Genomic DNA, 25647 nt, shown 5'->3' with positions numbered 1-25647 from the left:
AGCCGGATCATTCGTCGGTGGCGTTGGCTTCGGTCAGGCCCTCGGCAAGCTTGCGCGTGGCGCGCTCGGTAACGTTGCCGTCCTCGTCGACGTCGATGGCGATCTTCCACTGGAAGCGGGCTTCCTGGACGCGGCCTGCCTTCCAATAGGCATCGCCCAGATGGTCGTTGATCTCGGGATCGTTGGGGCGCAGCTGCACGGCATCCTCGAGCACGTCGACCGCCTCATCGAGGCGGCCGAGGCGGTAGAACGCCCAGCCGAGGCTGTCGACGATGTACCCATCCTGTGGCTGGGCATCGACCGCCTTTTCGATCATCTCGAGGGCGGGCTTCAGGTTCATGCCCTTGTCCACCCAGGAATAGCCGAGATAGTTGAGGACCTGCGGCTGATCCGGATTGAGCTCCAGTGCCTTGAGGAAATCGGCCTCGGCCGCCTCCCATTGCTTGGAGCGTTCATAGGCGATACCGCGCACGTAATAGAAGCGCCAGTCGGCGGGGCGGCTGCCACCGGTAAGCTCGATAGCCTTGCTGTAGGCCTCGATTGCCTTCTCGTACTGCTCGTCATAGCGCAGGGTGTCGCCGAGGACCGAGACGGCGTCGAGATCGTCGGGACGCGTGGCGACGATGTTGGACAGGCGCCGGATCGCCTCGGGCCGGTCGCCCATCGCATCAAGGTTCTGGGCGACGCGCACGACCGCAGTCGGCTTCATTGCCGAGCGCGCAGGGATAGCGTCGTAGACGTCATTGGCCGCCTCGTACTGGCCGGCCCCATCGAAAAGCTGGCCGAGGGCAAGGGAGATGACGTCGGCCGAGGGGTCGAGGTAAAGACCGAGGCGCAGGAAGACAAGGGCGAGGTCACGGCTGCCGTCGCGTGCGAGCGCGACGCCGATACCGTGATACATTTCGGCGGCGCCGACCTGGACGTTCGAGGTGAAAATGCCGGGGCGCTTGCCCGAATCGACCGCGTCGGCAACAAGCGCGACGACCGGATGGGCAAGACCCTGGGCGGAATAAGCATCGAGCACATCCTTGGCCTCGGCAAATCGCCCGTCATTGGCAAGGATGCGCGCATAGACCTCGACGATGCGGGCCACCAGCGGTTCGGCATCATAGGCCTTGCCGGCAAGATCGATGGCAGTCTCGGTGTCACCCGAGGCCTCGGCCATCAGGGCGCGATGGAAGACGAGGAAATCGTCAAGCCCGTCGCTGCCCAGCCGATCGAGCAGCGCGTCGGCCTCGCCAGTCTTGTTCTCGCCGATAAGCGCCCAGGCCCGCAGCACCGTGCCGGTGATGGCAGTAAAGGTCCCCTCCCCCAGCTTTGCCAGGATTGCCGCCGAAGCCGGGTAGCGACGTTCCTTCAGCGCTTCAGTAGCGATGACGAGCTCGGCCAGCTCGTGCTTGGGGTCGAGGGTCAAGAGATGCTTGGCAATGGAGGCGGCGCGACCGATCTGACCGTCGATCGCCATGCCGATGAAGGCGCGCTCGACGAGCACGGGATTGTCCCAGTCGGCCTCGGCCGCGCGCGTGAAATGCCGCGCCGCCTCGTCGGTGCGCAGGTCGGCCATGGCCTGCTGGCCAGCGAGATAGCTGCCGCTCGGGCTGCGCTCGACGAGGGAGAGGAAATCCCGTGCATCGTTCTGCGCCGCAACCGGCAACGCTGCGGCTCCCAATGCCAGCGTCAGGAGCAGCGGACGCGCGAGTCGGCGGATGATAGTGGTCACGAGGTTTCGGTCTCCTTTTGCATCAGCGGCGCGGCCTGCGGGTGCGATCGGTTGGGGCACTGCCAATCGGCCGGCGCGAAGCAGACACACGCCAAAGATTGTCGATTTTGCGGCTCTGCTGCAAGTGCGGCGTGATCACTCCTGGCTGAGGTCGGGCTAGAGCCGCTGCAATTTGATTAAGTCAATTGGCGCGGTCTAGGTTCCTCGGTCGTCGCGACCACCTTGGTATCCTGCTCTAAAGCCCGCTGTAGTTGGGACCGCTGCCGCCTTCCGGAGGCACCCAGGTGATGTTCTGGGCGGGGTCCTTGATGTCGCAGGTCTTGCAGTGGACGCAGTTGGCCGCGTGGATGCGGAAGACAGCTGCGCCGGCCTCCTCGCCCACCTCGTAGACGCCGGCCGGGCAATAGAGCGGGGCCGGCTCGCCATAGACAGGCAGGTTGCGCTCGACGGGAATTGAAGGGTCGGCAAGGCGCAGGTGCACCGGCTGGTCCTCGTCGTGGGAGAGGTTGGCCAGGAACACCGAGGAGGCGCGATCGAAGGTCAGGCGTCCGTCCGGGCGCGGGTAATGGCGGGGGACCACGGCCGAGATCGGCTGCAGCGTCTCGAAATCGCGTTTGAGATGCGCGAGCGTGCCGAATGGTGAGCGGCCGAAGATGGCCTGCGACCACATATCGACGCCACCGAGAAACGCACCGAACACAGTCCCGTAGCGCGACCACAGAGGCTTGACGTTGCGTACGGGCTTCAGCTCGGCCTCGATACCCGTTTCGAGCACCTTGTGTTCGAGCGCTTCGAGGCGATCGTTGGCGCGGCCGGCGACAATTGCTTCGCCCACCGCATCGGCAGCGCCGATGCCGGAGAGAATGGCGTTATGGATGGCCTTGATGCGCGGGGCATTCATGAAGCCGGCCGAGCAGCCGATGAGGGCGCCGCCGGGGAAGGACAGTTCTGGGATCGACTGCCAGCCGCCGGCAGTGAAGGCGCGTGCGCCATAGGAGAGGCGCGTGCCCTCTTCGAGCAGGGGCGCGATCGATTTGTGGGTCTTGAACCGCTGGAACTCGTCGAACGGGGAGAGCGTCGGATCGGCATAGTCGAGATAGACGACGAGGCCGACATAAATCTTGCGGTCGTCGGCGTGGTAGAGGAAGCCGCCACCCGAGGTGCGGGTATCGAGCGGGAAGCCGAGATAATGCTCGACGCGGCCGGGCTGGTGCCGCTCGGCCGGGATCTCCCAGACCTCCTTGAGGCCAAGACCGTATTTCTGTGGGCTGCGGCCTTGGGTCAGGCCGAAGCGGGAGATGAGGCTCTTGGCGAGCGAGCCGCGGGCGCCTTCGGCGATAAGCGTGTATTTGGCCTCCAGCGCGATGCCGGCAGCGTGGCCGGGCTTGGGATTACCCTCGCGATCAAGGCCGAGATCGCCGGTGATGATGCCCCTGACCTCGCCGTCGGGGCCGGTCAAGACGTCGACGGCTGCGGTCATGGGGAAGATGTCGACGCCGTGCTCTGCCGCCTGCTCGCCGAGCCACCGGCAGAGGTCGCCGAGGCTGATGACGACGCCGTTCCGGGTCTTCATCTGCGGCGGGACCATGAAGCCGGGAAACAGGAAATCGCCGCCTTCGGTCAGGAAATGGAGGCGATCCTCGACGACATCGGGCCCGGCAGGGGCGCCCTTGAGGCGCCAGTCCGGAATGAGCGCATCGAGACCGCACGGGTCCATGACCGCACCCGAAACGATGTGACCGCCGATCTCGGCCGATTTCTCGACCACAGTGACGGCGATCTCCGGGTGGCGCTGCTTCAAGCGGATCGCAGCGGCAAGGCCGGCCGGGCCGGCGCCGACGATGACGACATCGGTCGATAGGGTTTCGCGGTTTCCTGCCTCGGCCATGGATCGGTTTTCCGTGGTGTCGATGACGAAGCGTGTGGACCATGACGGGGCGGATGGCAAGGCTTCAAGCAGATCGAGTGCGGCGATGTCGAGGTGGTTCGCAGCGCGGCGCGGGTCGAAGCTGACGGCGAGAGCCTTGCATGCTAGAAACACCGCCATGGCTGAGAACCAACCCCACAATCGGGACGAATTGATCTCCGTGCTCGACTGGTATCGGGCGGCGGGCGTCGATACGCCCGTGGGGGAGGAACCGGTCGACCGGTTCGCCCAGCAGCAGGCGGCAATGGCGGGCGAGCGGGCGCAGGCCCCTGCCCCGCAGCCGCGGCCGCCGGCGATCGAGGCCTCGCTCAGCGCCGATCCCTCGGAGGCGCGGGCCCTGGCGGCTGGTGCCCAGACGCTCGACGAGCTGCGCCAGATCCTCCATGGCTATGATGGATGCGGGCTCAAGTTCCGGGCAACGCAACTGGTCTTTGCCGATGGCAACCCGGAGGCCGAGATCATGCTGATCGGCGAGGCGCCGGGGGCCGATGAAGATCGGATCGGCCGTCCGTTCGTCGGCCGCTCCGGGCAGTTGCTCGACCGGATGCTCGCCGCCATCGGCCTCGACCGTACGAAGGTCTACATCGCCAACACGGTGCCCTGGCGCCCACCGGGCAATCGCAATCCGAGCCCGGAGGAAATGGCGCTTTGCCTGCCGTTCCTCAATCGGCAGGTGGAGCTGGTGGCACCCAAGGTCATCGTTTCGCTCGGCGGTCCGGCGACTAAAACGGTGTTCGGCACCGATGTCGGCATCCTCAAGATGCGCGGCAAATGGGGGGATGTGACGCTTGGCGGCCACAAGGCGATGGGGCTGGCAACGCTCCATCCCGCATATCTGCTGCGTACCCCCTCGGCCAAGCAGCAGGCATGGCGGGATTTGCTGTCGCTGCAGGCGAGGGTTGAGGAGATGGGGATCGAGGTTGGTGGGGGTGGTGGTTAGGTGGGGCGCCGCGGTTCATATATTGGCGACCGTTTCTGGCCCTAAAGTGAACTCTGGTCGTCCAAAGGTTGGTGGCAGCTTTGCGCCCCATATCAGCCGTTGAACGCCCTCGTTCCACACCCCAATAGCAGTCAGTCTGCTTAAGCGCTTGGACATTCCAAACGACAGGCTGCATCGCGCAGAATGGGTAAAGGCTGCCTAAGACGCACCTACAAGGTCGCCGAAGTCCCGCTGATTGAGGCCTTCCGCTCTTTGTCAGGACGCAATGAGCTCGCCCAACAGTCTTGTGGGAAGTGATGCTCCACGGGGAGGTTCGCCCGCATCGCAACCTCGGCGTGAAGTTGCCTCCAAGATGTAGAGGTGCTTCCTCAACACGAGGGAGTACGGTGGCTGCCTTTTCCGCGGCCAATTCGACTGCGCGAGCGGCTGCCTGACTTTCGGTTTTCGGTCATGTTCTTGCTCCCGATCGGGAGCAAAGCGGTAAGCCCTATTGGACCTTTGGTACCAACTCGAGGAGAAGAACATGGTCCCCGCCATCAAGGGGCACACGCAGCGGACCGCCCTCCACCGGCACGGCAAGCCCGTCGAGCATCGCGGTACGTGGGTTGCCTGGCGTTACGACACGGTTGCGCACAGTGATTTCATATCGTGTTCCGGCGACGTTCAGCGTTGCGGCGAATTCTGGCCATGCAGCCGGCAAGCATGGATCGACATTGAGCATATCGCCTTGGCGGCTTAATCCGAGAATGCCTTCTACGCCGGCGCGATACATCCAGCCCGCTGAGCCGGTGTACCATGTCCAGCCACCGCGCCCGGTGTGGGGGGCCACCGAATAGACATCGGCGGCCACCACATAGGGTTCGACCTTATAGCGGGCGACAGCGTCGGCTGTGGACCCATGATTGATGGGGTTGACGAGGGTGAAGAGATCGTAGGCTTTCTCGCCCGCGCCGATTTTGGCGAAAGCAAGAATTGCCCACATGGCGGCATGGCTGTATTGGCCGCCGTTTTCGCGCAGGCCAGGCGGATAGCCCTTGATATAGCCGGGATCGCGCGCGGTTGCGTCGAAGGGCGGGGTGAAGAGAAGCGCTAGGCCATCGTCCCTGCGGATCAAATGCTGCTCGAGCGACGTCATGGCGACGCTGGCACGGATAGGGTCGGCGCCGCCCGAAAGTACCGCCCAGGATTGCGCGATGGAGTCGATCCGGCATTCGTCATTATCTTTCGATCCTAGCCATGAGCCGTCGTCGAAGGTGGCGCGCCGATACCACGCGCCGTCCCAGGCTTCGCGCTCCAGCGCTGTCTTGAGCCTTGTGGCGTCGGTTCTCCAGCGTTTGGCGCGCTTTGGATCGCGCGCATCGGCAAAGGGCAGGAAGAGATCGATGGCGCGGAGCAGCAGCCAGCCCAGCCAGACGCTCTCGCCTTGCCCGCCTTCGCCGATCCGATTCATGCCGTCGTTCCAGTCACCGGTGCCCATCAGTGGCAGACCGTGGCTGCCAGTCAGCTTGATCGCCTGGTCGAGGCCGATCGCACAATGCTCGAACAGCGATGCGGTGCGCTCGGATGCCGTGGGCTGGAAGAAGGCGTCGTGCTCGCCTGCCGCGAGTTTCGGCCCGTCCAGGAACGATACGACCTCTTCGAGGATCGCCTCGTCTCCGGTGGTCGAGGCATAGGTGGCGGCAGCGAAGGCCAGCCACACGCGGTCGTCCGAGATGCGGGTGCGCACGCCTTGGCCGGAATGGGGCAGCCACCAGTGCTGCACGTCGCCCTCGACGAACTGCCGCCCGGCGGCACGCAGGATGTGGTGACGCGTGTCCTCGGGTCGGGCAAAGGTCAGCGCCATGCCGTCCTGCAACTGGTCGCGGAAACCATAGGCCCCACTGGCCTGATAGAAGGCAGAGCGCGCGGTGATGCGGCAGGCCAGCGTCTGGTAGAGCAGCCAGCCGTTGAGCATGATGTCCATCGCCCGGTCGGGTGTTTTGACTTGGATGGCGCCCAGCACAGACTGCCAGTGCGCATTGACTTCGGCGAGTACGACATCGAGGTCGGCGGTGCGATAGCGCTCGATCAGCGCGCGTGCCGCGTCCCCGGAACTGGCCTCGCCCAAGAGGCAGACGATCTCGACGCTTTCACCGGCCGCCAGGTCGATGCCGACCTGCAACACGGCACAGGGGTCGATGCCCGCCCCGGTTTTCCCGGTGAGAGCCGTCCGATCCAGGAGCGCTGCGGGTGCTACCGGGCTGCCGTTGCCGCCGAGGAACTCGGTGCGGTCCGCGGTCCAAGCGGTCGGGCGCCCCCCTAGATCGGCAAAGGCAACGCGGCCGGGGAAAGCCATGGTCCATTTATTCCAGGCAAGCATCGCCCCTGTCTGCGGATCGATTTCGGTCGTGATGAATGGCGCGTTGGTGCCACGCTGGGCGCCGAGCACCAATTCGGCATAGCTCGTGACCGAAAGCCGCCGTGCGCGCGCCGAGCGATTGGTGAGGGTCAGCCGAGAAATTTTAAGGGGATCGGCGAGGGGGACATAGGAGAGGAGATCGGTTTCGATGCCGTGCGCCTGATGGGCAAAGCGGGAGTAGCCGAAGCCGTGGCGCGCGACATAGCGCCCCTCGTCCCGGATGGGCTGCGCGGTGGGGCTCCAGAGCACCCCGGACTCTTCGTCTCTTATATAAACTGCTTCGCCGACGGGGTCGCCTACGGGATCGTTGGACCAGGGGGTGATCTGGTTCTCGCGGCTGTTGCCCGTCCAGGCGTGGAAGCTGCCCTCGCTCGATACCTGGAAACCGAAGCTCTCATTGGCGATGACGTTGATCCAGGGAGCTGGCGTTGTCGCGCCGTTTTCGAGCACCGTCACATATTCCCTGCCGTTCTTGGCAAAACCGCCGAGCCCGTTGAAGAATTCCAGATCCTCGGGCTGGCCGACCGTCTCCGCCGAGGATGGTGCGAGTGGCATCTGCACGGTCGGGCCCGGCTGCGCGCTTGCTTCTGCATAATAGGCAAGCTGATCGGAGATCGTACCTCGGCGCGCGGAGAGCACCACGCGCGCGGTCGCGTTCAGAAGGTTTCGCATTTCCGACCCGAGAAGATCGGCCCGGAGCACATGCACCGTCCCCTGAGCCGGCTTGTCGTCATAGCGTGGTCGGGACTGGCTGGAGCGAACCGCAGCCTCGATGGCGTTCTGCAGATCCTGCACATAGGAGGAGCCGCGCTCATTGACGATCACCAGATCGACGGCCAGACGCTTGATGCGCCAATATTCGTGCGCGCGCAGCATCTGGCGCAGTTGCGGCATGTCCTCGACGGCGTCAATGCGCAGCAAGACGATGGGCAAATCGCCCGAAATGGCGTGAGGCCACAATTCCGATTGCGGTCCAGCGCCGGCCGCGATGATGTCCGAAGCGGGCCGGAAGCGCCGATCGGCGTAGAGGATCGGCGCTGCCAGCCACTGGAAGTCGGCCGCTTCGTCCAGAGCGACATCGAGGTGGTGGAGTTGCACCTGCGCCTGGGTCCAGGCCAGGGTCTTGGCCCGGTCATAGGCGCTGCGGTCATGGTGCTTGTCGATCAGTTCGAGCAGTTCGGCGCGCGATGAGGCAACCACGGTCCAGAAGGCCACGCGCGCCACCCTGCCGGGCGGAATGCGCAGATGCCGGCGCAGGGAGAACACCGGATCGAGCACGGTGCCCACCGTGCCCGACAACTTCGCTCCGTCATGGATGGCGGCGGCGGTGCCGATGGAGCGGTTGCGGCCAAGGAACCGGGCCCGGTCGGATTCATATTGCGGATCGGCGATGACGTCGCCCTCGACCACTGCGAAATGGGCGGCCCAGATTTCCGGTTCGGTGGGCGCGCGGCGGCGGCGGGTCGCGACCAGCGCATGGAACTCGGCCAGATATTCGGTCTGGACGAACATTTTGGCGAAGGCGGGATGGGCGTTGTCGGTGGCTGGCGTCGTCAGCACCAGTTCGGCATAGGAGGTTACTTCGATCTCGCGCGCATGGCGCCCGCTATTGGTGAGACAGACCCGCCGCACTTCGCCGTCGTCCTCGCCCGACACCAGGACGTCCATCTCCGCCGCCAGAGTACCGTTCCAGCGGATATACTGGGCATGGTCCTCGCCGAAGACCACCGAGGCTTCGGCCCGATCGTTCATCGGCTGCGCCGTCGGTGAAAAGACCGCGCTCGTCTGCGTGTCCTTGAGGAAGACGAAGGCGCCGCAATCGTCTCGGGTCGCATCCTCGCGCCAGCGGGTGACGGCTATGTCACGCCACCGGCTGTAGCCCCCGCCTGAGGCGGTCAGCATAACCGCGTAGCGGCCGTTGGAAAGCAGATGGGTAACCGGCGCACCATGGCGCGGCAGCGCCAGCCGGCGCACTGCAGGCGCGGGGTTGACGGAGATTTCGGTAGAGGCCCTGACCTCCTCGGCGCGCGGACGGGCGATGGCGACATCGCGCGGCATGCGCTCGGACAGTAGCAATTCGCTCGCCTTGATCATCGGCTCGCGGTGGAAGCGCGCCCGCATGCGTCCGTCTTGCAGCACATTGGCGAGGGCGACGATGGCCATGCCCTGATGGTGCGCCATATAGCTGCGCACGATGGCCACGCTTTCGTTTTCGGGCAGGCGAGAGCGGGTGAAGTCGAGGGCTTCGTAAAAGCCGTGAACGCCGCGCGCACCCATGGCCTCAAAGCGCCGGAAATTCTCCGCCGCTGCCCGCGGGTCGACCATAGCAGCGAGCCCCGTGGCATACGGGGCGACGACCATATTTCCAGAAAGCCCGCGCTTGAGCCCCAGCCCCGGCACGCCAAAATTTGAATATTGATAGGTGAATTCGTAGTCGCGAGCGTTGTAGGCGGATTCGGAAATGCCCCAGGGCACGTTGCGGGCCCGGCCATAGGCTTCCTGTCGCGCCACGACGAGTCGGTTGGTATCGTCGAGCAGGCTTCCGGCCGGCGCGCGCATCACCAGCGAGGGCATGAGATATTCGAACATCGAACCCGACCACGAGATCAGCGCCGAGCCGTTGCCCATCGGCGTCGCCGCCCGTCCGAGCCGGAACCAGTGCCGCGAGGCGACATCGCCCTTAGCGATGGCGAAGAGGCTGGCGAGCCGGGCTTCGGAGGCGAGCAGGTCGTAGCAATTGGCATCGAGCCCATTGTCGACCAGCGAATAGCCGATGGAGAGTAGCTTTCTGTCGGGATCGAGCAGGAAGGCGAAATCCATATCGAGCGCCGTCTTTCTGGCAATGCCCGCCAGTGCCAGAAGTCGCAGGTCGATGATCCGGGATCGTCGCGCAGCGCCTGCCGATCGCGGGCGGCCTCGGCGATCGAGCGCCGCAAGGCCGCGATCCAGAAGGTGAGGTCGGTGTCTGCACCGTCCGCGATGGCCGGATTTGGCGAGCGCGCCAGTCTGTGCGCCTTGTCCGACAGGCGCACCAGCGCCGGCGTCAGCGTGTCGAGCGATTGCGGGCTATCGAGCAGAGCTTCGATCTCGTCCAGGACCAGCGAGAGGGCCTGGTCCCCGGCGCCCGCCATTTCCGCCAGTGCCATGCGGGCCAGCGCCAGCGCATCGCCAAAACCCCGACGGGGTTCGGCCGGCGCGGTCTCCGCCCAGTCCTCGCAGGCATTGGCCAAAGCGATCAGGTGCCCGGCAAGGTTGCCGCTGTCGACTGAGGACACATAGGCGGGATCGAGCGTTCTGAGGTCGCGCGTATCGTACCAGTTGAAGAAGTGCCCCTTGAAGCGGTCGAGCTTGCCGAGCGTCGTAAAGCCCGCCTCCAGCCGCTCGATGGTTGCGAGCGCACCCGTCCAGCCGAAATCGCGCGCCGCGACGGTCGACAGAAAATAGAGCCCGATATTGGTCGGCGAAGTACGGTGGGCGATGGCCGGGGTCGGGGTTTCCTGGAAATTGTCCGGGGGCAGCATATTCTCCTGGGCCGTCACGAAGGTCTCGAAAAAGCGCCAGGTGCGTCGCGCGATCAATCGCAGATATTCGGCATCGTCGGGGCCAAGTGTCCTGTCCGGCCGTGTCGTCGGCGAACGGCTGACCAAGAGCGCGACGGCAGGCGCGGCCAGCCAGATGAGCGCCAGCGGCAACACCAATGGCCAGGACGGGGGGGAGAACGCGAAAGCCCCGGCAAGCAGGAGCACCGCCAGAGCCGTGCCGGCCGCCATGTCGCGGTAGAACCCGATCAGCGTCAGCCGCGCCCGTTCGCCCGAACTGGCGGCAGTGGTCCATTCGAGCAGATGCTTGCGTGTGACGGAGAGGCGAAACAGCGTGCGCATGATCGCGTCGCCATTGCGCCAGGCCTGGTCTGGCAGGAAGACGAGGCCCAGCACGACCTGCAGGATTGCCATCTTGAGGTCGCGGGACAGTCCGCGCAGATGAGTGCGCAATTGCAGGCCCTTACGACGCGGCAGGATGGCGAACAGAACGGGCAGGAGCGCGGGAACGCTCAGCGCGGTGAGGATCGCGGCCGCCGCAACCATGCCTGCCGGTAGAGGCATCAGGCAGGAGAGCACCAACGCGAGGAAAGCGGCGGGGCCAACAAGCGAGCGCCGCAGATTATCCGCCATCTTCCAGCGCCCGATGGCCGGTAGTGCAGCGCTTGCCGCGATCCAGGGTAGCAACTGCCAGTCCCCGCGCGACCAGCGATGCTGGCGCCGTGCCGCGACGTCGTAGCGTGCCGGGAAATCGTCGACCACCTCGATATCGGATGCCAACCCCGCCCGGGCAAAAATGCCCTCGAACAGGTCATGGCTGAGCAGGGCATTCTCGGGGATGCGTCCGGCCAGTGCCGCCTCGAAGGTATCGACATCGTAGATGCCCTTGCCGGTATAGGAGCCTTCCCCGAACAGATCCTGATAGACGTCAGAGACGGCCGCCGCGTAGGGATCGATGCCTCCGGGCGCCGAAAAGACCCGCTGGTAGAGCGAACCTTCACGACCTACGGGAAGCGAAGGGGTGACGCGCGGCTGGATGATGGCATAGCCATCGACTACGCGTTGCCGTTCGGCATCGAAGCGCGGGCGATTGAGCGGATGAGCCATCTTGCCGACCAGGCGCACAGCGGCATCGCGCGGCAATCGCGTGTCGGCGTCGAGAGTGATGACATAGCGCACATCCGCCGGCACCTCGGGCACTCCGCCATTGCGCGTTACGAAGCTGGTATCTTTCGCCCCGCGCAGCAGCCGATTGAGTTCGGCGAGCTTGCCGCGCTTGCGCTCCCAGCCCATCCAGGCACCTTCGCCGGCATTGAACCGGCGTCTGCGATTGAGTAGCAGGAAGCGGTTGCCCGCCGGGCCGGGACCATGACGCTGGTTCAGAGCCGCGATGGCCTCCAGGCCGATATCGAGCAGTTCCGCATCGCCATCGAGCGTCTCTGCATCTGCGTCGAGACCATCGGTCAGCAGGGCGAAACTGATATCGCCACCGGCGCCGGACAGGTGATGGACCTCAAGCCGTTCGATTTCTTCGAGCAGTTCGCTCCTGCCGACCAGCAGCGTCGGTACGACCACCAGCGTGCGCAGATTCCGCGGAACGCCACCGGAAAGTTCGAGGCCCGGCAGGCTTGCGGCCCCGACGCCCCAGCCGACGGCACGATTGATGAGCGCGGTGGCCATTTCGCCTGCCGGCAGAAGCGCGAGGGCCAGGAACGGGTAGAGCAGGCCCGCTGCAAAGCCGAAGCTCGACAATAGCCAGGCGAAGAGGCCGAGTAGCGCCAGCGTCACTCCGCCTATGGCGGTGCCGTAGCCGCCGATGCCCATGCGACCGGACAGCCGTCTCAGAAATAGTCGCGCGGGCGGATGGTATCCTATGCTGCGTTCGAGCGCCGGACGGCCCTGGCCAACCAGATGATAACCGGGATCGCCCAGCCGTTCCGCCTCGATCTCCGAAGCGCCATGCCCCGCGGCCGTTCGCGCTGCCGCCAGCGCGGCCCCGGCGATATCGAGTTCGAACAGGGCCGATCCGCGCGCCAGGTGCTCGATGGAGCTGCGATAAAGATCACGGGTGGCGAAATCCATGCGCGCGAAGCTGCCGCCCTCGCCCAGAAGGGCATCGACCAGGCTGACGCTTTCGAAGAGATCGGCCCAGTCGATATCGGAGATGAGCCGCATGCTGGTGATGATGTTACGCACGGTGACATTGGAGGCGCCCTGGCGCTGCTGGGCGTGCTGGACGACTTCATCGATGGAACTGCCCTGGCGGGCTAGTCGCTCCTCGAGCCAACCATGGGCGGGCGTGGTTCGGGGGTCGTGATCGCGTAACCGCTTGGCCAGTTGCGCCGCGAACAGTTCAGGCAGCGGTTGGGAGGGAACACGCCCCACCGCCGCCTCGGCGCTGCCGTCGATGAGCAGGAGATCGGCCAGTGCATTCGCTTCGGCGCGGTCCTTGCGCCCTGCGGTGATCTGGTCGGCCAGCCGGCGCAGATTCTCGACCAAGACGATGCGCAGGGTGATCGCCACCGCCCACAATTCCCCAATGGTCAGGGGCTGGACCTTCTGATAGGCCGCGATGAACCGGGTCAGGGTTTCAGGATCGAAGTGGCTGTCGGTATGCGCGATGAATGCCCATGCCAGCCCGAAGACCCGCGGGTACCCGGCGAACGGACCCTCGGCGAGCTTGGGCAACTGCCGGTAATAATTGGGCGGCAGATCGTCATGGATTTCGCGGATCTGCTCCTCGACCAAATGATAGTTGTCCAGCAGCCATTCGGCCGCCGGCACCACGACGCGCTCGCTCTCGACCTCGATCGCACTGGCGCGATAGGCCGCCAGCAGCGCGGTCGCGTTGCTTTTCAACCGCTTATGCAGGGATGAAACGGACGGCGGCCTCCCCGTTACTTTTTGGGCGGCGGCGAGACTGCGTGCATGTTGTTCGAGCCGTTCGACCCCGAACAGTTCCTCGCGCACCGGAGCAGGATCATTCCACGGGGTCGCCGGGCGGAATCGTGTGGGAGCAATTGAACTTTCGAGGGCGGTCATGCGTGTTCTTCCTCGAAGGGATGGGGTGGACGCACATGTAACCCCCGTGCCGGCGAGACGTCTGCCGGCACGGGGATAAGCGATGTGTCTTGCCGGATAGGGCCTGCTCCGGTCGCAGGAATGATGTGGATCAGTGCTTCTTCTTCTTGGGCACGGCGATACGGTCCAGCACGGCCTTGCCAGAGAGCGCATCGGGCGTTGCCGGTGACGACTTGACCATTTTGGGCTTTTTCAACTCTCGATTACCGCGCATCTGTCCTTTGGGCATGATCGTTCCTTGGCCCGGATGCGGCTGGGCGGCCGACCGGGCGAAGCCGGGTACGTGGTTGAGCTATTCCATAAGTCCCGGTGGCAACCTGCCCAGCTTCAGCAGCACGCGCGGCTCGTCGTAAGCGTCGGTTTCAATGTCGACCGCCTTTTCGGCGGACTTGGAGGTCTGGATCAGATCGGCCACCAGCCTGTGACCGACTGCTTGAACGCCTGAACCAGATCCATCGTCGCCATTGAAAACTCCGCTGAGTGGGGAATGGCTGCGACTGCGGTCGCCGAGAACTCGGCTTGCTCCATGCCCAGTGCATGCCGCGGTTGGCGGATCGGCAAAAATTGTTGGGTGATGGGAACGGCTCTTATTGTTCAGGAGAAGCGGGTATCGCGGTGCGTCCGCTGGTCCTTGAGGATCGAGCCCTCGAGGTCACCAGCGGTGACAGGAAGCGCTTCGACACGCCCGGAGTAGTCCAGCATGATCCTCGTGGTCGAGCGGCGGGCATCCCATGTTACGTCGAGCTGTTCCTCATCCACGCGGACCTCGAACGTGCCCGGCGCATGCGGCTCCGACATGCCGGGCAATGTAAAGGCAAACTGGAACGTGACCGTTCGGCTAGTGGACCGGGTGTTCATCATGCTTGCCCTTTAACTTTGGCGCTTGTCGAAGCGGAAGGCCGGCGCGTGCCACTTCTCGGGCGAAGCGCGGATAGCCTGCGTCAGGCCCGGTGGGGATGAGGACCGGATGGGTGCGGCGATAGAAGGGTATGATCTTGGTCGACATGGTCATCGATGCTCCTTTGAGGTGCAATCAGGACGCGACACAGGTCTCCAGACGGGCCGCCCGATGCCGCCGGGCGGTCCGCATGAAATGCGCGGAGAGCCTGCGGTAGAGGCCGTCGGCGCAGACAGCGCTCCGGCAAGGTCGGAGAGGGCCGCTCAAGGGCGGCCCAATCCATCAAGCAAGCTGCAAGTTGACGGCAGAAGCGCGGCCATCGCGGCCGCTTTCGATGTCGTAGGAAACCTTCTGCCCTTCGCCGAGATCCGACAGACCAGCGCGCTCGACAGCGCTGACATGGACGAAGGCGTCCTTGCTGCCGTCATCGGGAGTGATGAAGCCGAAGCCCTTGGTGGAGTTGTAGAACTTAACAGTGCCGTTGATCATGAGATGTGCTTTCGAAACCCGGGGCCAAATGGCGAGCGGGCGTTTCCCGGCCGCGACATGCGGCAGAGAGATAAACGTTCGCAAGTTCGGGGATCGCCAAGCAACCGGCTAGAGCCGGGAGGATCAGGTAGCCTTAGAGGCTGAAAACGTAATGTGCTATATGGGGTCCCAATGCGCTGTTTTCAAGGCAGGCGCGAGATGATGCCATCGAGTCCGTTTGAAACGCACTCCCAATTATCGAACGTAATAATACTGGATAGGGCGCTCGCGATCCACTTCGACCGGCCGGAGCTTCCGAAACGTCCGGAGATCAAGCGCGTCGGTTCTCTGTCGTGCCGAGGCGGTTAAACTGCGTATCTGGGGCCAGAAGCCCGAATCCTTGGGACGCGCCATTCTTGTGCGAAGAAGTAGGCACCAAAGCCCGCGCGTCATTCGAGACAGCTCCAAAACCTGGTCCTCACGGGTTAAATGCCAACCGCTCCGCTTCTAAAAACGAAGGCAATCAATCTTTGTGGCCCTTGTGGTGTCAAGGGGACGTGGCGGTCAGCGTGCGGCGCGAGACACATATGGTGGTCGCGGAATTGAGTATGTCGGCACCCCATCTCGGCGGGGCGAGTTCGCCCCATTTCTTATTCCCACTCAACATTCTTCTAGCCGGATGAAAATGGGACATCCGCTGCGCTGAGCGATTTTATCTGCGACAGCTAGCTGTGCAGGCACAGGGAATGACCCCTCCGGCACAAATAGAGTGTCCGCGCCTTCGGAGACGGGTCCGACCCGATGCAGCATCGCAACTGGTCTCTGCTGACCCTTGTAGATGCGAACGCAAACAGCGTCTTGGGTAAGTTCCTCTGGTTCAAGATGGTAGTGGGCCAAATGCGTTCCCTTTCAGGAATGGACGCGAAGCTACCAGAAGGTTCGTGACGGCAACTAGGTTGCCGTCTGCGGGAGTAACAATACCCAGTAAGCCATCAAAGCAGGCCCCAGCCTGGGCAGCCGACGAGGTCAGTGTCGAACCCGCAAGCGCAACCTGCAGGAAGGAAGAGCGATCTACACCTTCTTCACGCCTTTCTTATCAGGCGCCTGGCTAAGAGCAGAGTCCGACGCAGTCTTGGCATCCCTAGAAGCAGATTTGTTCTGGAGCCTGTTCGATGCGGCCCTTGCGGCTTTGAAGGCCGAGTAACAGAAAAGCCGCCCGATGCACGGGCGGCTTCCTGCGGTCACCTGCGTCAGTGCTTCAGAGCGTCGCGAGCGGCCTCTTTGGCCTTGCCCACGCCCTTCTGAACCTTGCCTTCCGCCTTGTCGGCGGCGCCGTCCGTGCGGAGCTTCTCATCGCCGGTCATCTTGCCGGCGGCCTCCTTGACGTTTCCACGAGCCTCTTTGGCCGATCCTTTGACTTCATCCTTGTGGGGCATCTGAACCCTCCTTTCGAGATCCACAAGAACGAGGGACTCAGATGGCCCGTTCCAGTCATGGGAGAATTTGATGTCCGGCTGCGGCACCGACCGACCGAGGCTTCGAGGTCTACCGCGAGGGATAGGACCTCTCGCTGAAGCGTGAAGCAAAAGGAACAACGGCTGCCTAGTCAGCGCGTGTGAGGTACGAAACGCACGGCACGGGCATCGGCGATCAGAAACGCGTTGTAATGAGCCTGTCGCCAGGCCTCACGCTGTATGTGCCGCGCCTCGGCGACTGTGTTCGCCCAGAACTGTGGCCGGTCCGCCGATCGAGGAAGGCGACTTCCCAGTACACCTTCGATGTCCTCGAACGAGAGAACGACCTCTCGCGGGTAAGCGGACTTCAGGTGCTTTGCCAATTGATCGTACTTGGCCATGGACCTCCCCTTCCTGTGCACCAGCGCGCAGTGTCCCCAAGCGTGGGACAAAAGTCCATGGGCCTTCGCTTCTACACCGGCGGACGTCAGGATCCCTCTTCAGACCAAGGATCTGGAATTCGATCTCTTTCTCGCCGTCCTCACGCTCGTATGCGATGTTGTAGTGGGCTCGAACGGGAACAGATGCGCTCGCCGGCGATGTCGATCTGAAACCGGTCGCCCTTCTCCAGTGCGTCCGCGAGACGCCGGAGCTTTCAATAAACTCGGGCAGTGGATAGTCCTTCTCGAGTTCCCCCGATGCCTTCGGCATGGATATGACTACGCCCAACTGGTCAAGATCTACGGGGCTGCCCCGGAGAGCGCCAAAGGCCGCTATAGCCCTGCCGGGTGCACCGGAGCGAAGAAACTCCGATCAAGGGCTCGCCCGACGAGATGATCGACTGGCTCAAAGCCTTCATTGCTCATGGAACGGGGTTGAGGCACGACACCGGAATGGATGACAGACGAGCTCGAGGAGGAATATCAGAAGGGCCTTACACGCCAGTAACGCCGCTGTGCCAAAAGCCTCTTCGGTCTGCCTCGTGGCCAGCTAGTCAGTTTGGAAGGCCGCCTACTCGGTTCGCGTCAGGGAGGAAATAAGGGCTCGAAGAGCCTGATTTTGGGCGGAGTGTCGCTCCTGAACAAGGAATGCTCCTAGCTCATAAGTCGTGCTTTCGCCTCCAGACGCGGCATTTGGCACATGTCGCACAGAAACGATGTCGCCGTCACCGGACAGAAGTAACCACCGATCGCCGTTTTCGCTTGTGTAGAAGACGCGCTCACCATTTTGCATTTGCTGATTTCCTCGTAGAGCTTGGTGTCTGCAGGGGTAAACGTGTGAGGCCGGCGTGGGAAACATTTTTCTCTTTGCCCGCGACGGCCGGACCAATCGGTCAGCCGGCCGGGGCCAGCGGGATAAGGCATCGGCCCCGAAGCTACGTCCTGACCCAGATCGATGACGCGTGTCCGAGGACATCGCTGGGCTACGCATCTTCACCATGTGGCATCTCATGTGCCATGGATTCCCGGCACCTCCTGAAAAAGGCCGGAATTGTGCGGAATCGCGCGTGCACTCTATCGCCACACGAGTACGCTGCAGCTGGCGCGTTGCCTCTGCTCACTATTTGTAATAGCAACAAAAAGAGTGCCCCAAGGGGCGGAATCGGGCCACCGACACGCGGATTTTCAATCCGGAGTTCGCCTCCTTGGAAGAAGCCGAAAATAAACCTATCTGTGGCCGACCTGTTGAAGGTAACGAAAACTTGCATGGGGGAAACCCGACTGGAAAGATTAGATGTTCGCAGAACAAGTGCGCGGTTACACAATATCGCGCTTGATCGATGGAAGGGAGCTCTGTCGGTTGCCGGCTAGGACCGTGCAACAAATTTGATCGCCGTCGGACCGGAGACGACCCAATTCTTTCACGATGCGAACCCTCCGGAAGGGGAACAGGAGCATTGACTGTTTCGGATGCGACGTCCCAGGAAACGTGACGGCCTCAGCTCTCAGGGGGAAGCGGACGCGCGGGCAAAGAAGATATCGACCTTCATGCCGGCGCCGGGCGAGGAAACGATACTGAAGGTCGCGCCGGCGTTCTGGCGCAGCGACTGGACGATGAGGGCGCTGAGTTTGCCGGGCCGCGGCCAAGCCTCGCTCTCGTCCAGCCCGATGCCGTCATCGGCAACGGTGATGCGGCAGCCGGTGTCGTCGACGAGGCTCTTGAGCACGATGGTGCCGCCCTCGCGGCCGTTGAAGGCGTGCTTTAGTGAATTGGTCATCAGTTCGTTGACCACCAGCCCGGTGGGCATAGCGACATCGAGCGAGACCGGCCAGGTGTCGACCTGCAGATCGAGGTGGATGCCCTCTACCCCATGGACCGCCATCACCCCCGAGGCGACCTGGCTGAGATAGACGCCAAGATCGATGCTGTCGGGCTGGCCTTCGCTCGAGAGGGAGCGGTAGAGCAGGGCAAGGGATTCGATGCGGCCGGCAAGCTTGCTGAAGCCCGCCGCCAACCCGTCTCCGGGCTGGTTCTTGGCCTCGAGCCGGATGAGGGCAGTTATCATCTGCAGGTTGTTCTTGACCCGGTGCTGCAGCTCACGCAGCTGCATATCCTTTTCCTCGACCTGCCGGGCAAGGTCCTCCTGGCGGCCGGAGCGATGGTCGGTGCGGGCGAGGGCAACGAGGCGGAAAAGCGCCACCCCCTTCTCGTTCTCGATGATGCTCGACCAGGCATCGACGACGACGGCCGAGCTCTCTTCGCCGACGAGGTACGTGCCCAGATAATCTTCGCTCGACATCACCGCCGAGCCGAGTTCCTCGCCGCCATCGGTCGCGGCGACTTTGACGGGCAGGGCATTCCAGGGGCGACCCTCGACGCTTGCCACCGATGTGCCGGTCAGGCGCTCGAACTCCAAATTGGCATAGGTCAGGCGCTCGGAAGGGTTCAACTCGGAGACCGCTACCGCAAACGGTACGTGATCGAGGAACTGCTTGAACCGCTCGCTCTCGAGCGCGTCGGCAAGGCGAGGGGTGTCGAGCAGTTCCTCGACCTGTGCGTTTTCATCAGTATCGCCGCTCATGGTGGCCCTGGTTCCGATCCGAGTCCCGGGGCAACCCCCGCAATGTTGGCCGAGCGGCCGATAAAGAAGCAGAGCGAGCCGATAGCGCTTTCGCTCCGTGACTGTTGGCTTGGCGCACAGACGACAATAGCGTGTCCGGTTCGTCCAGCAAAGTTTCATAACTCGTGCGCGACGATCCTCATTGCCGCGCCCCCTTGCCGGCTACAGCGTGGCCCACACGGCGCCTCGGCAAACGGGCAATTGTTGGCTGTGGCCGTCTATCCTGTGGAGGCCGGTACGGTCGCTGGCCGTGCTGCCGCCTCCGGTCCCGATGCTGGCCGCGCCCGCATCGCCCCCGACGGGAAGCGTAGCTCAGTCGCTTCCAAAACCTGCATTTCGACGCCCGTCCTAGCCGCCTAGTGCGGCCGTTCCGGGACCGGTCGCGGTCGAAACATGGACGGCAGACAAGGGGCCGAAGGCAGAGAGCATCGAGCATGGGCTGCCGATCGACTGCCACGAGCCGGTCTCCCGGCTAATGGTCCCCGGATGATGGTCAGTTCAAGTTTCGCATCATGCCGGCCCCACCTTTGGGCGGCGAAAGGACTGGACCCTGAGTGACGGTTCGACGTTGGAGCGCCAGATGCTCGTCCTTAAGTCAAGTGCCGCATCATCGCGCCTGCCAGGCTAAGAACGAGGAAGAAACCCGCCAGATCAGTGATCGTCGTCAGCAGCCGACCGCTGGCCGCCGCGGGATCCTGTCCGATACGCTTAGCAGCCGTGGAATCACACCGCCAAATCGACACTGCGATCAGCGTGTTCAACGCGAGTGCCGCCCCGCACAGCGTGACGAAGCCGGCTCCGGACGGGAAGTATGTCGAGTTGTCCGGCCGGAGCCACTTGGTATCCGCCGAGGCGGTGGCTCCGGAGTTGATAGAATTCTTCCTCGCTGACTAGTTGGCGGGGGGCGCCGCGGCGCCTGGTTCCGCATCATCCGTCTCCGCCGGCTGGACCGCGTCGGGCTCATCCCCTTCGACAGGCTCCGCAGCAGCGTCCGGTTCCGACGTTGGCTCCAGGGCCGCCTCCGGTTCGGCTTCCACGGCCCCGGGCTCATCGGTAGTGGGTTCAACGACGGTGCCCGGCTCAACGATTTCGCCGTCTTCAGTAACAGGCACTTCCTCAGGGTCGATGGCATTTAGCATTCGGGCGCAGAGCGTTGCAGACTGGCGACTTACTTCCTCCCGATCTGGCATCAGGGACCAACCACCTTCTTCGACAAACTGTCGCTGAGAGAACGAGCTGCCCTCGCCCTGAAGCTCAGCTAGTCTGGCCCTCGCATCGTCTTGAGCAAGGAACCTCTGCACACAAATTGCGGCCGCCAGATCCGCGCGGCTCTGAGCCGCAGCCTCGGTGGCCGCCTGCTCGGCCGTGCCGCCAGTGACCCAGCCGCCCCAGGTGAAGCCGACGATCGCCACCACCACGCCGCCAACTGCTGCTCCCCACAGTGCGGGTTTAGTCCATTGAGGGATATTCATGCGACTTCTCCTGCTTCGCGGAACTGCGCTGCGGCAGACTGGCGCGACCGCGCCCGAATAGATGGTGTCTCGATCATTCTATTCTCCCTTGCTATCATTAAATTGAAGCGGCGAAGCTGATCGGATATCTGCAGTCGGGGAGAGGAATTCGCGCTCCAACGCCCTAACGCCTCTCCATTTCCCCGGTTCCGCGGAACCCGTCGCAATTCCAGGCGCCCCAACTGAACCGGCGATGGTCGCCGCGACACACGCCTGAACAGGATGGTTTCGAGGGCCGGTAGTCTTCCCAACGCCCGGAGAAGGATCGCTTCGTCGGGAGCGTTGAGGCACTGCCTGCTCCTTTCAGTTGCGACGGGTGCCCGAAAGGAAATGCGCAATTGGAAAGCACCGCTGACTGGCATTCGCAGCAGCGAACGGTTGGCGTCAGTAGCCCATTCCACCCATGCCGCCATTTCCGGCCGCTGGCGCGGATTCCTTCGTGGGGACGTCGGCGATCATCGCCTCGGCGGTAACCAGCAACGCGGCAATGGAACCGGCATCCTGCAGCGCGGTTCTGACGACCTTTGCCGGATCGACGATGCCGGCATTGATCATGTCCACATATGTTTCGGTCTGGGCATCAAAACCCTGGTTGCCGTCCTTGCTGTCGGTGAGCTTGCCGACGACGATCGAGCCTTCGACGCCGGCGTTCTCGGCAATCTGCCGGATCGGCGCTTCAAGCGCCCTCCGCACGATTGAGATGCCGGCGGTCATATCGGCATTGGCGCCCGTCAGGGAGGCCAGAACTTCTCTCGCGCGCAGCAGCGCCACGCCACCACCAGGCACGATGCCTTCCTCGACAGCGGCGCGAGTAGCGTTAAGTGCGTCGTCGATGCGGTCCTTCTTTTCCTTGACCTCGGTCTCGGTCGCGCCCCCGACACGGATGACGGCAACGCCGCCGGAGAGCTTGGCCAGCCGCTCTTGCAGTTTCTCCCTGTCGTAATCCGACGTGGTCTCCTCGATTTGCGCCTTGATCTGGTTGATGCGCGCGGCAATGCCTGCCTTGTCGCCGGAGCCGTCGATGACCGTGGTCGTATCCTTCTCGATCAGCACGCGCTTGGCGCGGCCGAGCATCTCGAGCGTGACATTTTCAAGCTTGATGCCAAGGTCCTCGGAGATCATCTGGCCGGCCGTCAGCACCGCGATGTCCTCGAGCATCGCCTTGCGGCGATCGCCGAATCCAGGGGCCTTGACGGCCGCAACCTTGAGGCCGCCGCGCAGCTTGTTGACGACCAGCGTCGCCAGCGCTTCGCCCTCGACATCCTCCGAGATGATCAGCAGCGGCTTGTCGCTCTGCACCACGGCTTCGAGGATTGGCAGCATCGCCTGCAGATTGCCCAGCTTCTTCTCATGGATGAGGATGTAGGGATCCTCCAGATCCACGCGCATCTTCTCTGCGTTGGTGACGAAGTAGGGAGAGAGGTAACCGCGGTCGAACTGCATGCCCTCGACCACATCGAGTTCGGTTTCGGCGGTCTTGGCTTCTTCGACCGTAATGACGCCTTCGTTGCCGACCTTGTCCATCGCCTTTGCGATCATCTCGCCCACGGTCGCATCGCCATTGGCGGCAATGGTCCCTACCTGGGCGACTTCGGCCGAAGACTTCACCTTTTTGGCGCTGGCCTGGATTTCTTTGACGACGGCGGCGACACCGAGGTCGATACCGCGCTTCAGATCCATCGGGTTCATGCCGGCGGCGACCAGCTTGGCACCCTCGCGTAGGATGGAAGCAGCGAGGACCGTCGCCGTGGTGGTGCCATCGCCGGCGAGGTCATTGGTCTTGCTCGCCACCTCACGCACCATCTGCGCGCCCATGTTCTCGAACTTGTCGGCAAGCTCGATCTCCTTGGCGACGGTGACGCCGTCCTTGGTAATGCGCGGGGCGCCATAGGCCTTGTCGATGACGACGTTGCGGCCCTTCGGTCCCAGCGTAACCTTGACGGCATTATTCAGCAGTTCAACGCCGCGCAACATGCGGTCGCGCGCGTCGGTCGAAAATCTGATTTCCTTGGCAGACATGATGTCTCGTCCAGTTCGGTCTTGGGATTAGCGGATCGGAAAACGATCGGTCAGGCGGCTTTCTCGGTCGCTGCTTCAGTCTTTTCGACGATGCCCATGATGTCGGCCTCCTTCATGATCAGGAGGTGTTCGTCGACGATCTTCACCTCGTTCCCGGACCACTTGCCGAACAGGATGAGATCGCCCGCCTTGACGTCCAGCGGGACCAGCTTGCCGGTTTCGTCCCGCGAGCCCGGGCCGACGGCGATCACCTCGCCCTCCTGCGACTTTTCCTTTGCAGCGTCGGGAATGATGATCCCGCCTTTGGATTTGAGTTCACCTTCCGCTCGTCGGATGACGACACGGTCGTGGAGAGGACGGAATTTCATTGGAATATCTTTCTGCGACCGGCGCATAGGGGCGACCGCCACCCATACATAGTCCTCTTGGCACTCGAATGATAGGAGTGCCAAAATTTAAATCTCAGGTACTTGAAACGTCGAAAGTTTTAGCGCGTTCGAGACAGCACCATTTTCATATTTGAAGGCTTGTTAGCTTGTATTCAGGCTCTCAGGTATTTCAATTCGTGAAATTAAGCCGGGTGGTGCGCTATGTTGAGATCCACTCAAGGCGCATCATTAAGTTGGTTGATTTGGCCGATTTGGCTTTTGCGGTGCCAGAGATTATGAACGGCCGTTCACCCACCGAAGTCTCGACAGTGCAAGCACGAGCGTCGATCCGGTGCGCATCTCGCTCTGTTCTAACCTGGAATGAAGCCCGGAGCTGACCACGTAATGTACTGGCAGCATCGGGATTGTTCGTCGTCCTGCGGGTCCATCGGACTTGGCGCGTACGCCACCGGCTAATAGCCTTAGCGGCTGCCTGCGCCAACCTCGGCACTCCTCGTCCGCACCACGGGATTGAACGTTTGCCACGACCCTGTGGAAGCCAAGGCCGCCCTTCCGCTCCCACCTCATCACGGTCGTTCGGCGCCCAAGCGGGCCCTCAGCTTTTTGGGATTTTGGGGAGGCCATCAAACAGCCGAAGTGGGGGGAACAGCGGTAGGGCAGCTAATCGACAGTTAGGTCCAAAAGCTGACAGTCCGCTGTCGGCCCGAGGCTGTGTGAGAACTCTCCGCGCCCCCCGGGCGGGTAATGCTGCGATAGCGCGAGCCTGTTCCTCTTACCCTGTTATTGCCTTGATGGTCGAACCGACGCCGGCGACGGCAATGGCGCGCTTGATGTTGTAGGCCAGGATCGCCAGGCTGGCTTCGGTGGTGACGTTGTTTAGCCCTCGCGTTCGGAAGTGGGTCGCGCCCATCCATCCTTTGATAGTCCCGAAGACGTGCTCGACCGTACAGCGCCTGACCGCCATTGCGTCAGGCATCGCGTCGAGCTTGCGCTCCATGGCATCGAGAACGGCTTCATGCTCCCATCGACGGATGCGTTTCTCTTTACCCGCCGTGCAGCTGCTGCGGGATGAGCAGGCGCCACAGGCCTTCTGGTTGAAGTAGAACTTGATGAGCTTGCCGGCTTCCTCTCGGGCGAAGCGGTTCTGGAGCTGCTGGCCGGCAGGGCAGCGATAGGTATCGGTGTCGGGCTGATAGATGAACGCCTGCTTGCCCCAAAAGCCGCGGGCCCGGGCCGGCGACGTGATGGGCTTGGGCACCATGGGTGTAATCCCCGCGGCGGCACAGGCGCGGATTTGCTCGCCCTCGTAGTAACCGCGATCGGCAAGAGCGATCATCTCGGGAGCGCCGGTTGCGGCCTTCGCGGCCTCTGCCATCTCCAGCAGGTGCGACCGGTCATGGCCTCGGTTCGTCACCGCATTGGCCACCACGATATGGTGTTTGGTGTCGACGGCAGCCTGCACATTGTAGCCAACCACGCCGCGATGGTCGCTGCCGGTGGCCATGGCGCGGGCGTCCGGATCGGTGAGCGAGAGCTGCCCGTCGGCGGCAGTCTCCAGTTGCCGGCCAATTTCTTCAAGCTCGCCAAGGCGGCCACGCAGCGATGCGAGGCGTTCCGTCAGACGCTCGATCCGCGGTGAAGCAACTCCGGTGTCTGTGCTGTCTGCTTCCTCGAGCTCTGCAAGATAGCGCGCGATGCTCTCCTCGACATGGGCCTTTCGGCGCGCCAGCTTGCCCTTGGTATAGTTCTTCTCATGCGTGTTCACGGCCCGAAAGCGCGAGCCATCGATAGCCACCATGCCGCCACCGACAAGGCCAAGCACGCGGCAGACCGCAACGAACCGGTGGCACGCCACCTTGATCCCTTCGGAATTGTCATGGCGGAAGTCGGCGATCGTCTTGAAGTCCGGTACCAGCTTGCCGGTCAGCCACATCAGCTCGATGTTGCGACCAGCCTCGCGTTCCAGTTTCCGGCTCGAGGTTAGTTGATGCAGATATCCATAGACATAGAGCTTGAGCATCACCCCCGGCGCGTAGCCGGGTCTGCCGGTTGATGCTGGCTGCACACGCTCGAAGCCGAGCTGCGCCAGATCGAGTTCGTCCACAAAGGCATCGATCACCCGGACCGGGTTGTCCGGACCCACATAGTCCTCAAGGCAGGCCGGCAGAAAGCTCGCCTGGTGACGGTCGGCAGCCTCGACAAAACGTCCCATCTGGCACCCCCGAAGCAGTGCCAAATCATA

At 63.2% G+C, this 25647-nt stretch carries 17 protein-coding genes and 1 pseudogene; 2 read left to right on the top strand and 16 right to left on the bottom strand.

All coding sequences use genetic code 11. The features are described from left to right. Positions 1 to 7: 7 nt before the first annotated feature. Both QQK18_RS10750 and QQK18_RS10745 read right to left on the bottom strand, forming a co-directional pair. Positions 8 to 1720 (bottom strand): tetratricopeptide repeat protein, encoded by a 1713-nt coding sequence (locus tag QQK18_RS10750; protein WP_284340338.1) that lies wholly within the window; start codon positions 1718 to 1720, stop codon positions 8 to 10. A 235-nt stretch (positions 1721 to 1955) separates the two neighbouring features. Further along, positions 1956 to 3767: an electron transfer flavoprotein-ubiquinone oxidoreductase gene (locus tag QQK18_RS10745; protein WP_348523220.1), complete on the bottom strand. Its 1812-nt coding sequence runs from the start codon at positions 3765 to 3767 to the stop codon at positions 1956 to 1958. On the opposite strand from QQK18_RS10745, the gene QQK18_RS10740 reads away from it, so the two are divergent. Next, a complete protein-coding gene (locus tag QQK18_RS10740) occupies positions 3766 to 4587 on the top strand; it encodes a uracil-DNA glycosylase (protein ID WP_284340337.1) in 822 nt (273 codons plus the stop codon). The genes QQK18_RS10745 and QQK18_RS10740 overlap by 2 nt on opposite strands. A gap of 487 nt (positions 4588 to 5074) precedes the next feature. Here the strand turns inward: QQK18_RS10740 and QQK18_RS27410 are convergent, their stop codons facing one another. The 8 genes from QQK18_RS27410 to QQK18_RS10705 form a co-directional block, all read right to left on the bottom strand. After that, positions 5075 to 9673: a glycoside hydrolase family 94 protein gene (locus QQK18_RS27410; protein WP_348523233.1), complete on the bottom strand. Its 4599-nt coding sequence runs from the start codon at positions 9671 to 9673 to the stop codon at positions 5075 to 5077. Further along, the gene (locus QQK18_RS27405; protein ID WP_348523219.1) at positions 9592 to 13383 is read right to left on the bottom strand and encodes a glycosyltransferase family protein; all 3792 of its coding nucleotides are present in this window, start codon (positions 13381 to 13383) and stop codon (positions 9592 to 9594) included. Before QQK18_RS27405 ends, QQK18_RS27410 begins: the two co-directional genes overlap by 82 nt. Before the next feature lie 313 nt (positions 13384 to 13696). Beyond that, positions 13697 to 13834, bottom strand: coding sequence for a hypothetical protein (locus QQK18_RS10730; protein ID WP_284340336.1), 138 nt, complete (start codon positions 13832 to 13834; stop codon positions 13697 to 13699). Positions 13835 to 13897: 63 nt separating this feature from the next. Continuing rightward, entirely contained in the window at positions 13898 to 14020 is a 123-nt protein-coding gene (locus tag QQK18_RS10725; protein WP_284340335.1) for a hypothetical protein, read from the bottom strand. Between the two features lie 179 nt (positions 14021 to 14199). Next, positions 14200 to 14463: a hypothetical protein gene (locus tag QQK18_RS10720; protein WP_284340334.1), complete on the bottom strand. Its 264-nt coding sequence runs from the start codon at positions 14461 to 14463 to the stop codon at positions 14200 to 14202. A gap of 322 nt (positions 14464 to 14785) precedes the next feature. Next, positions 14786 to 14992 carry a cold-shock protein gene (locus tag QQK18_RS10715; RefSeq protein WP_284340333.1) on the bottom strand — a complete coding sequence of 69 codons (207 nt, stop codon included), beginning with the start codon at positions 14990 to 14992 and terminating at the stop codon, positions 14786 to 14788. 1229 nt (positions 14993 to 16221) lie between these two features. Next, positions 16222 to 16407, bottom strand: a complete 186-nt coding sequence (locus QQK18_RS10710) for a CsbD family protein (RefSeq protein WP_284340332.1) — start codon at positions 16405 to 16407, stop codon at positions 16222 to 16224. Between the two features lie 170 nt (positions 16408 to 16577). After that, a complete protein-coding gene (locus tag QQK18_RS10705; RefSeq protein ID WP_284340331.1) occupies positions 16578 to 16826 on the bottom strand; it encodes a DUF7662 domain-containing protein in 249 nt (82 codons plus the stop codon). A 316-nt stretch (positions 16827 to 17142) separates the two neighbouring features. Here QQK18_RS10705 and QQK18_RS27540 point away from each other — a divergent pair. After that, positions 17143 to 17253: pseudogene (locus QQK18_RS27540) on the top strand (IS1 family transposase); the annotation flags it as partial. A 1117-nt stretch (positions 17254 to 18370) separates the two neighbouring features. On the opposite strand, the gene QQK18_RS10700 reads toward QQK18_RS27540, so the two are convergent. From QQK18_RS10700 to QQK18_RS10680, 6 genes are all read right to left on the bottom strand, one after another. Then, on the bottom strand, positions 18371 to 19447 hold the full coding sequence (locus QQK18_RS10700; protein WP_284340330.1) for a sensor histidine kinase: 1077 nt from the start codon (positions 19445 to 19447) through the stop codon (positions 18371 to 18373). A 629-nt stretch (positions 19448 to 20076) separates the two neighbouring features. Further along, a complete protein-coding gene (locus QQK18_RS27400; protein WP_348523232.1) occupies positions 20077 to 20268 on the bottom strand; it encodes a magnesium transporter in 192 nt (63 codons plus the stop codon). Positions 20269 to 20376: 108 nt separating this feature from the next. Continuing rightward, positions 20377 to 20958, bottom strand: coding sequence for a hypothetical protein (locus QQK18_RS10695; RefSeq protein ID WP_284340329.1), 582 nt, complete (start codon positions 20956 to 20958; stop codon positions 20377 to 20379). A 423-nt stretch (positions 20959 to 21381) separates the two neighbouring features. Further along, positions 21382 to 23016, bottom strand: coding sequence for a chaperonin GroEL (gene groL / locus QQK18_RS10690; protein WP_284340328.1), 1635 nt, complete (start codon positions 23014 to 23016; stop codon positions 21382 to 21384). Positions 23017 to 23066: 50 nt separating this feature from the next. Beyond that, complete coding sequence (locus QQK18_RS10685; RefSeq protein WP_284340327.1) at positions 23067 to 23384, bottom strand: co-chaperone GroES; 318 nt, start codon at positions 23382 to 23384, stop codon at positions 23067 to 23069. A 793-nt stretch (positions 23385 to 24177) separates the two neighbouring features. Continuing rightward, on the bottom strand, positions 24178 to 25617 hold the full coding sequence (locus tag QQK18_RS10680; RefSeq protein ID WP_284340326.1) for an IS1182 family transposase: 1440 nt from the start codon (positions 25615 to 25617) through the stop codon (positions 24178 to 24180). Positions 25618 to 25647 lie beyond the last annotated feature (30 nt).

The organism is Devosia nitrariae (assembly GCF_030160115.1).
In the GTDB taxonomy this organism is placed as follows: Bacteria; Pseudomonadota; Alphaproteobacteria; order Rhizobiales; family Devosiaceae; genus Devosia; species Devosia nitrariae.
Note: the sequence above shows the minus strand (reverse complement) of the source record. Positions and strands in the feature narration are given on the sequence as shown.

Coding starts and splice junctions, on each gene's coding strand:
- QQK18_RS10740 (WP_284340337.1), top strand. CDS start 3,766: ATGGCTGAGAACCAACCCCACAATCGGGACGAATTGATCTCCGTGCTC.
- QQK18_RS10710 (WP_284340332.1), bottom strand. CDS start 16,407: ATGCCCCACAAGGATGAAGTCAAAGGATCGGCCAAAGAGGCTCGTGGA.
- QQK18_RS10730 (WP_284340336.1), bottom strand. CDS start 13,834: ATGCCCAAAGGACAGATGCGCGGTAATCGAGAGTTGAAAAAGCCCAAA.
- QQK18_RS10720 (WP_284340334.1), bottom strand. CDS start 14,463: ATGAACACCCGGTCCACTAGCCGAACGGTCACGTTCCAGTTTGCCTTT.
- QQK18_RS10745 (WP_348523220.1), bottom strand. CDS start 3,767: ATGGCGGTGTTTCTAGCATGCAAGGCTCTCGCCGTCAGCTTCGACCCG.
- QQK18_RS10715 (WP_284340333.1), bottom strand. CDS start 14,992: ATGATCAACGGCACTGTTAAGTTCTACAACTCCACCAAGGGCTTCGGC.
- QQK18_RS10685 (WP_284340327.1), bottom strand. CDS start 23,384: ATGAAATTCCGTCCTCTCCACGACCGTGTCGTCATCCGACGAGCGGAA.
- QQK18_RS10680 (WP_284340326.1), bottom strand. CDS start 25,617: ATGGGACGTTTTGTCGAGGCTGCCGACCGTCACCAGGCGAGCTTTCTG.
- QQK18_RS10700 (WP_284340330.1), bottom strand. CDS start 19,447: ATGAGCGGCGATACTGATGAAAACGCACAGGTCGAGGAACTGCTCGAC.
- QQK18_RS10695 (WP_284340329.1), bottom strand. CDS start 20,958: ATGAATATCCCTCAATGGACTAAACCCGCACTGTGGGGAGCAGCAGTT.
- QQK18_RS10705 (WP_284340331.1), bottom strand. CDS start 16,826: ATGGCCAAGTACGATCAATTGGCAAAGCACCTGAAGTCCGCTTACCCG.
- groL (WP_284340328.1), bottom strand. CDS start 23,016: ATGTCTGCCAAGGAAATCAGATTTTCGACCGACGCGCGCGACCGCATG.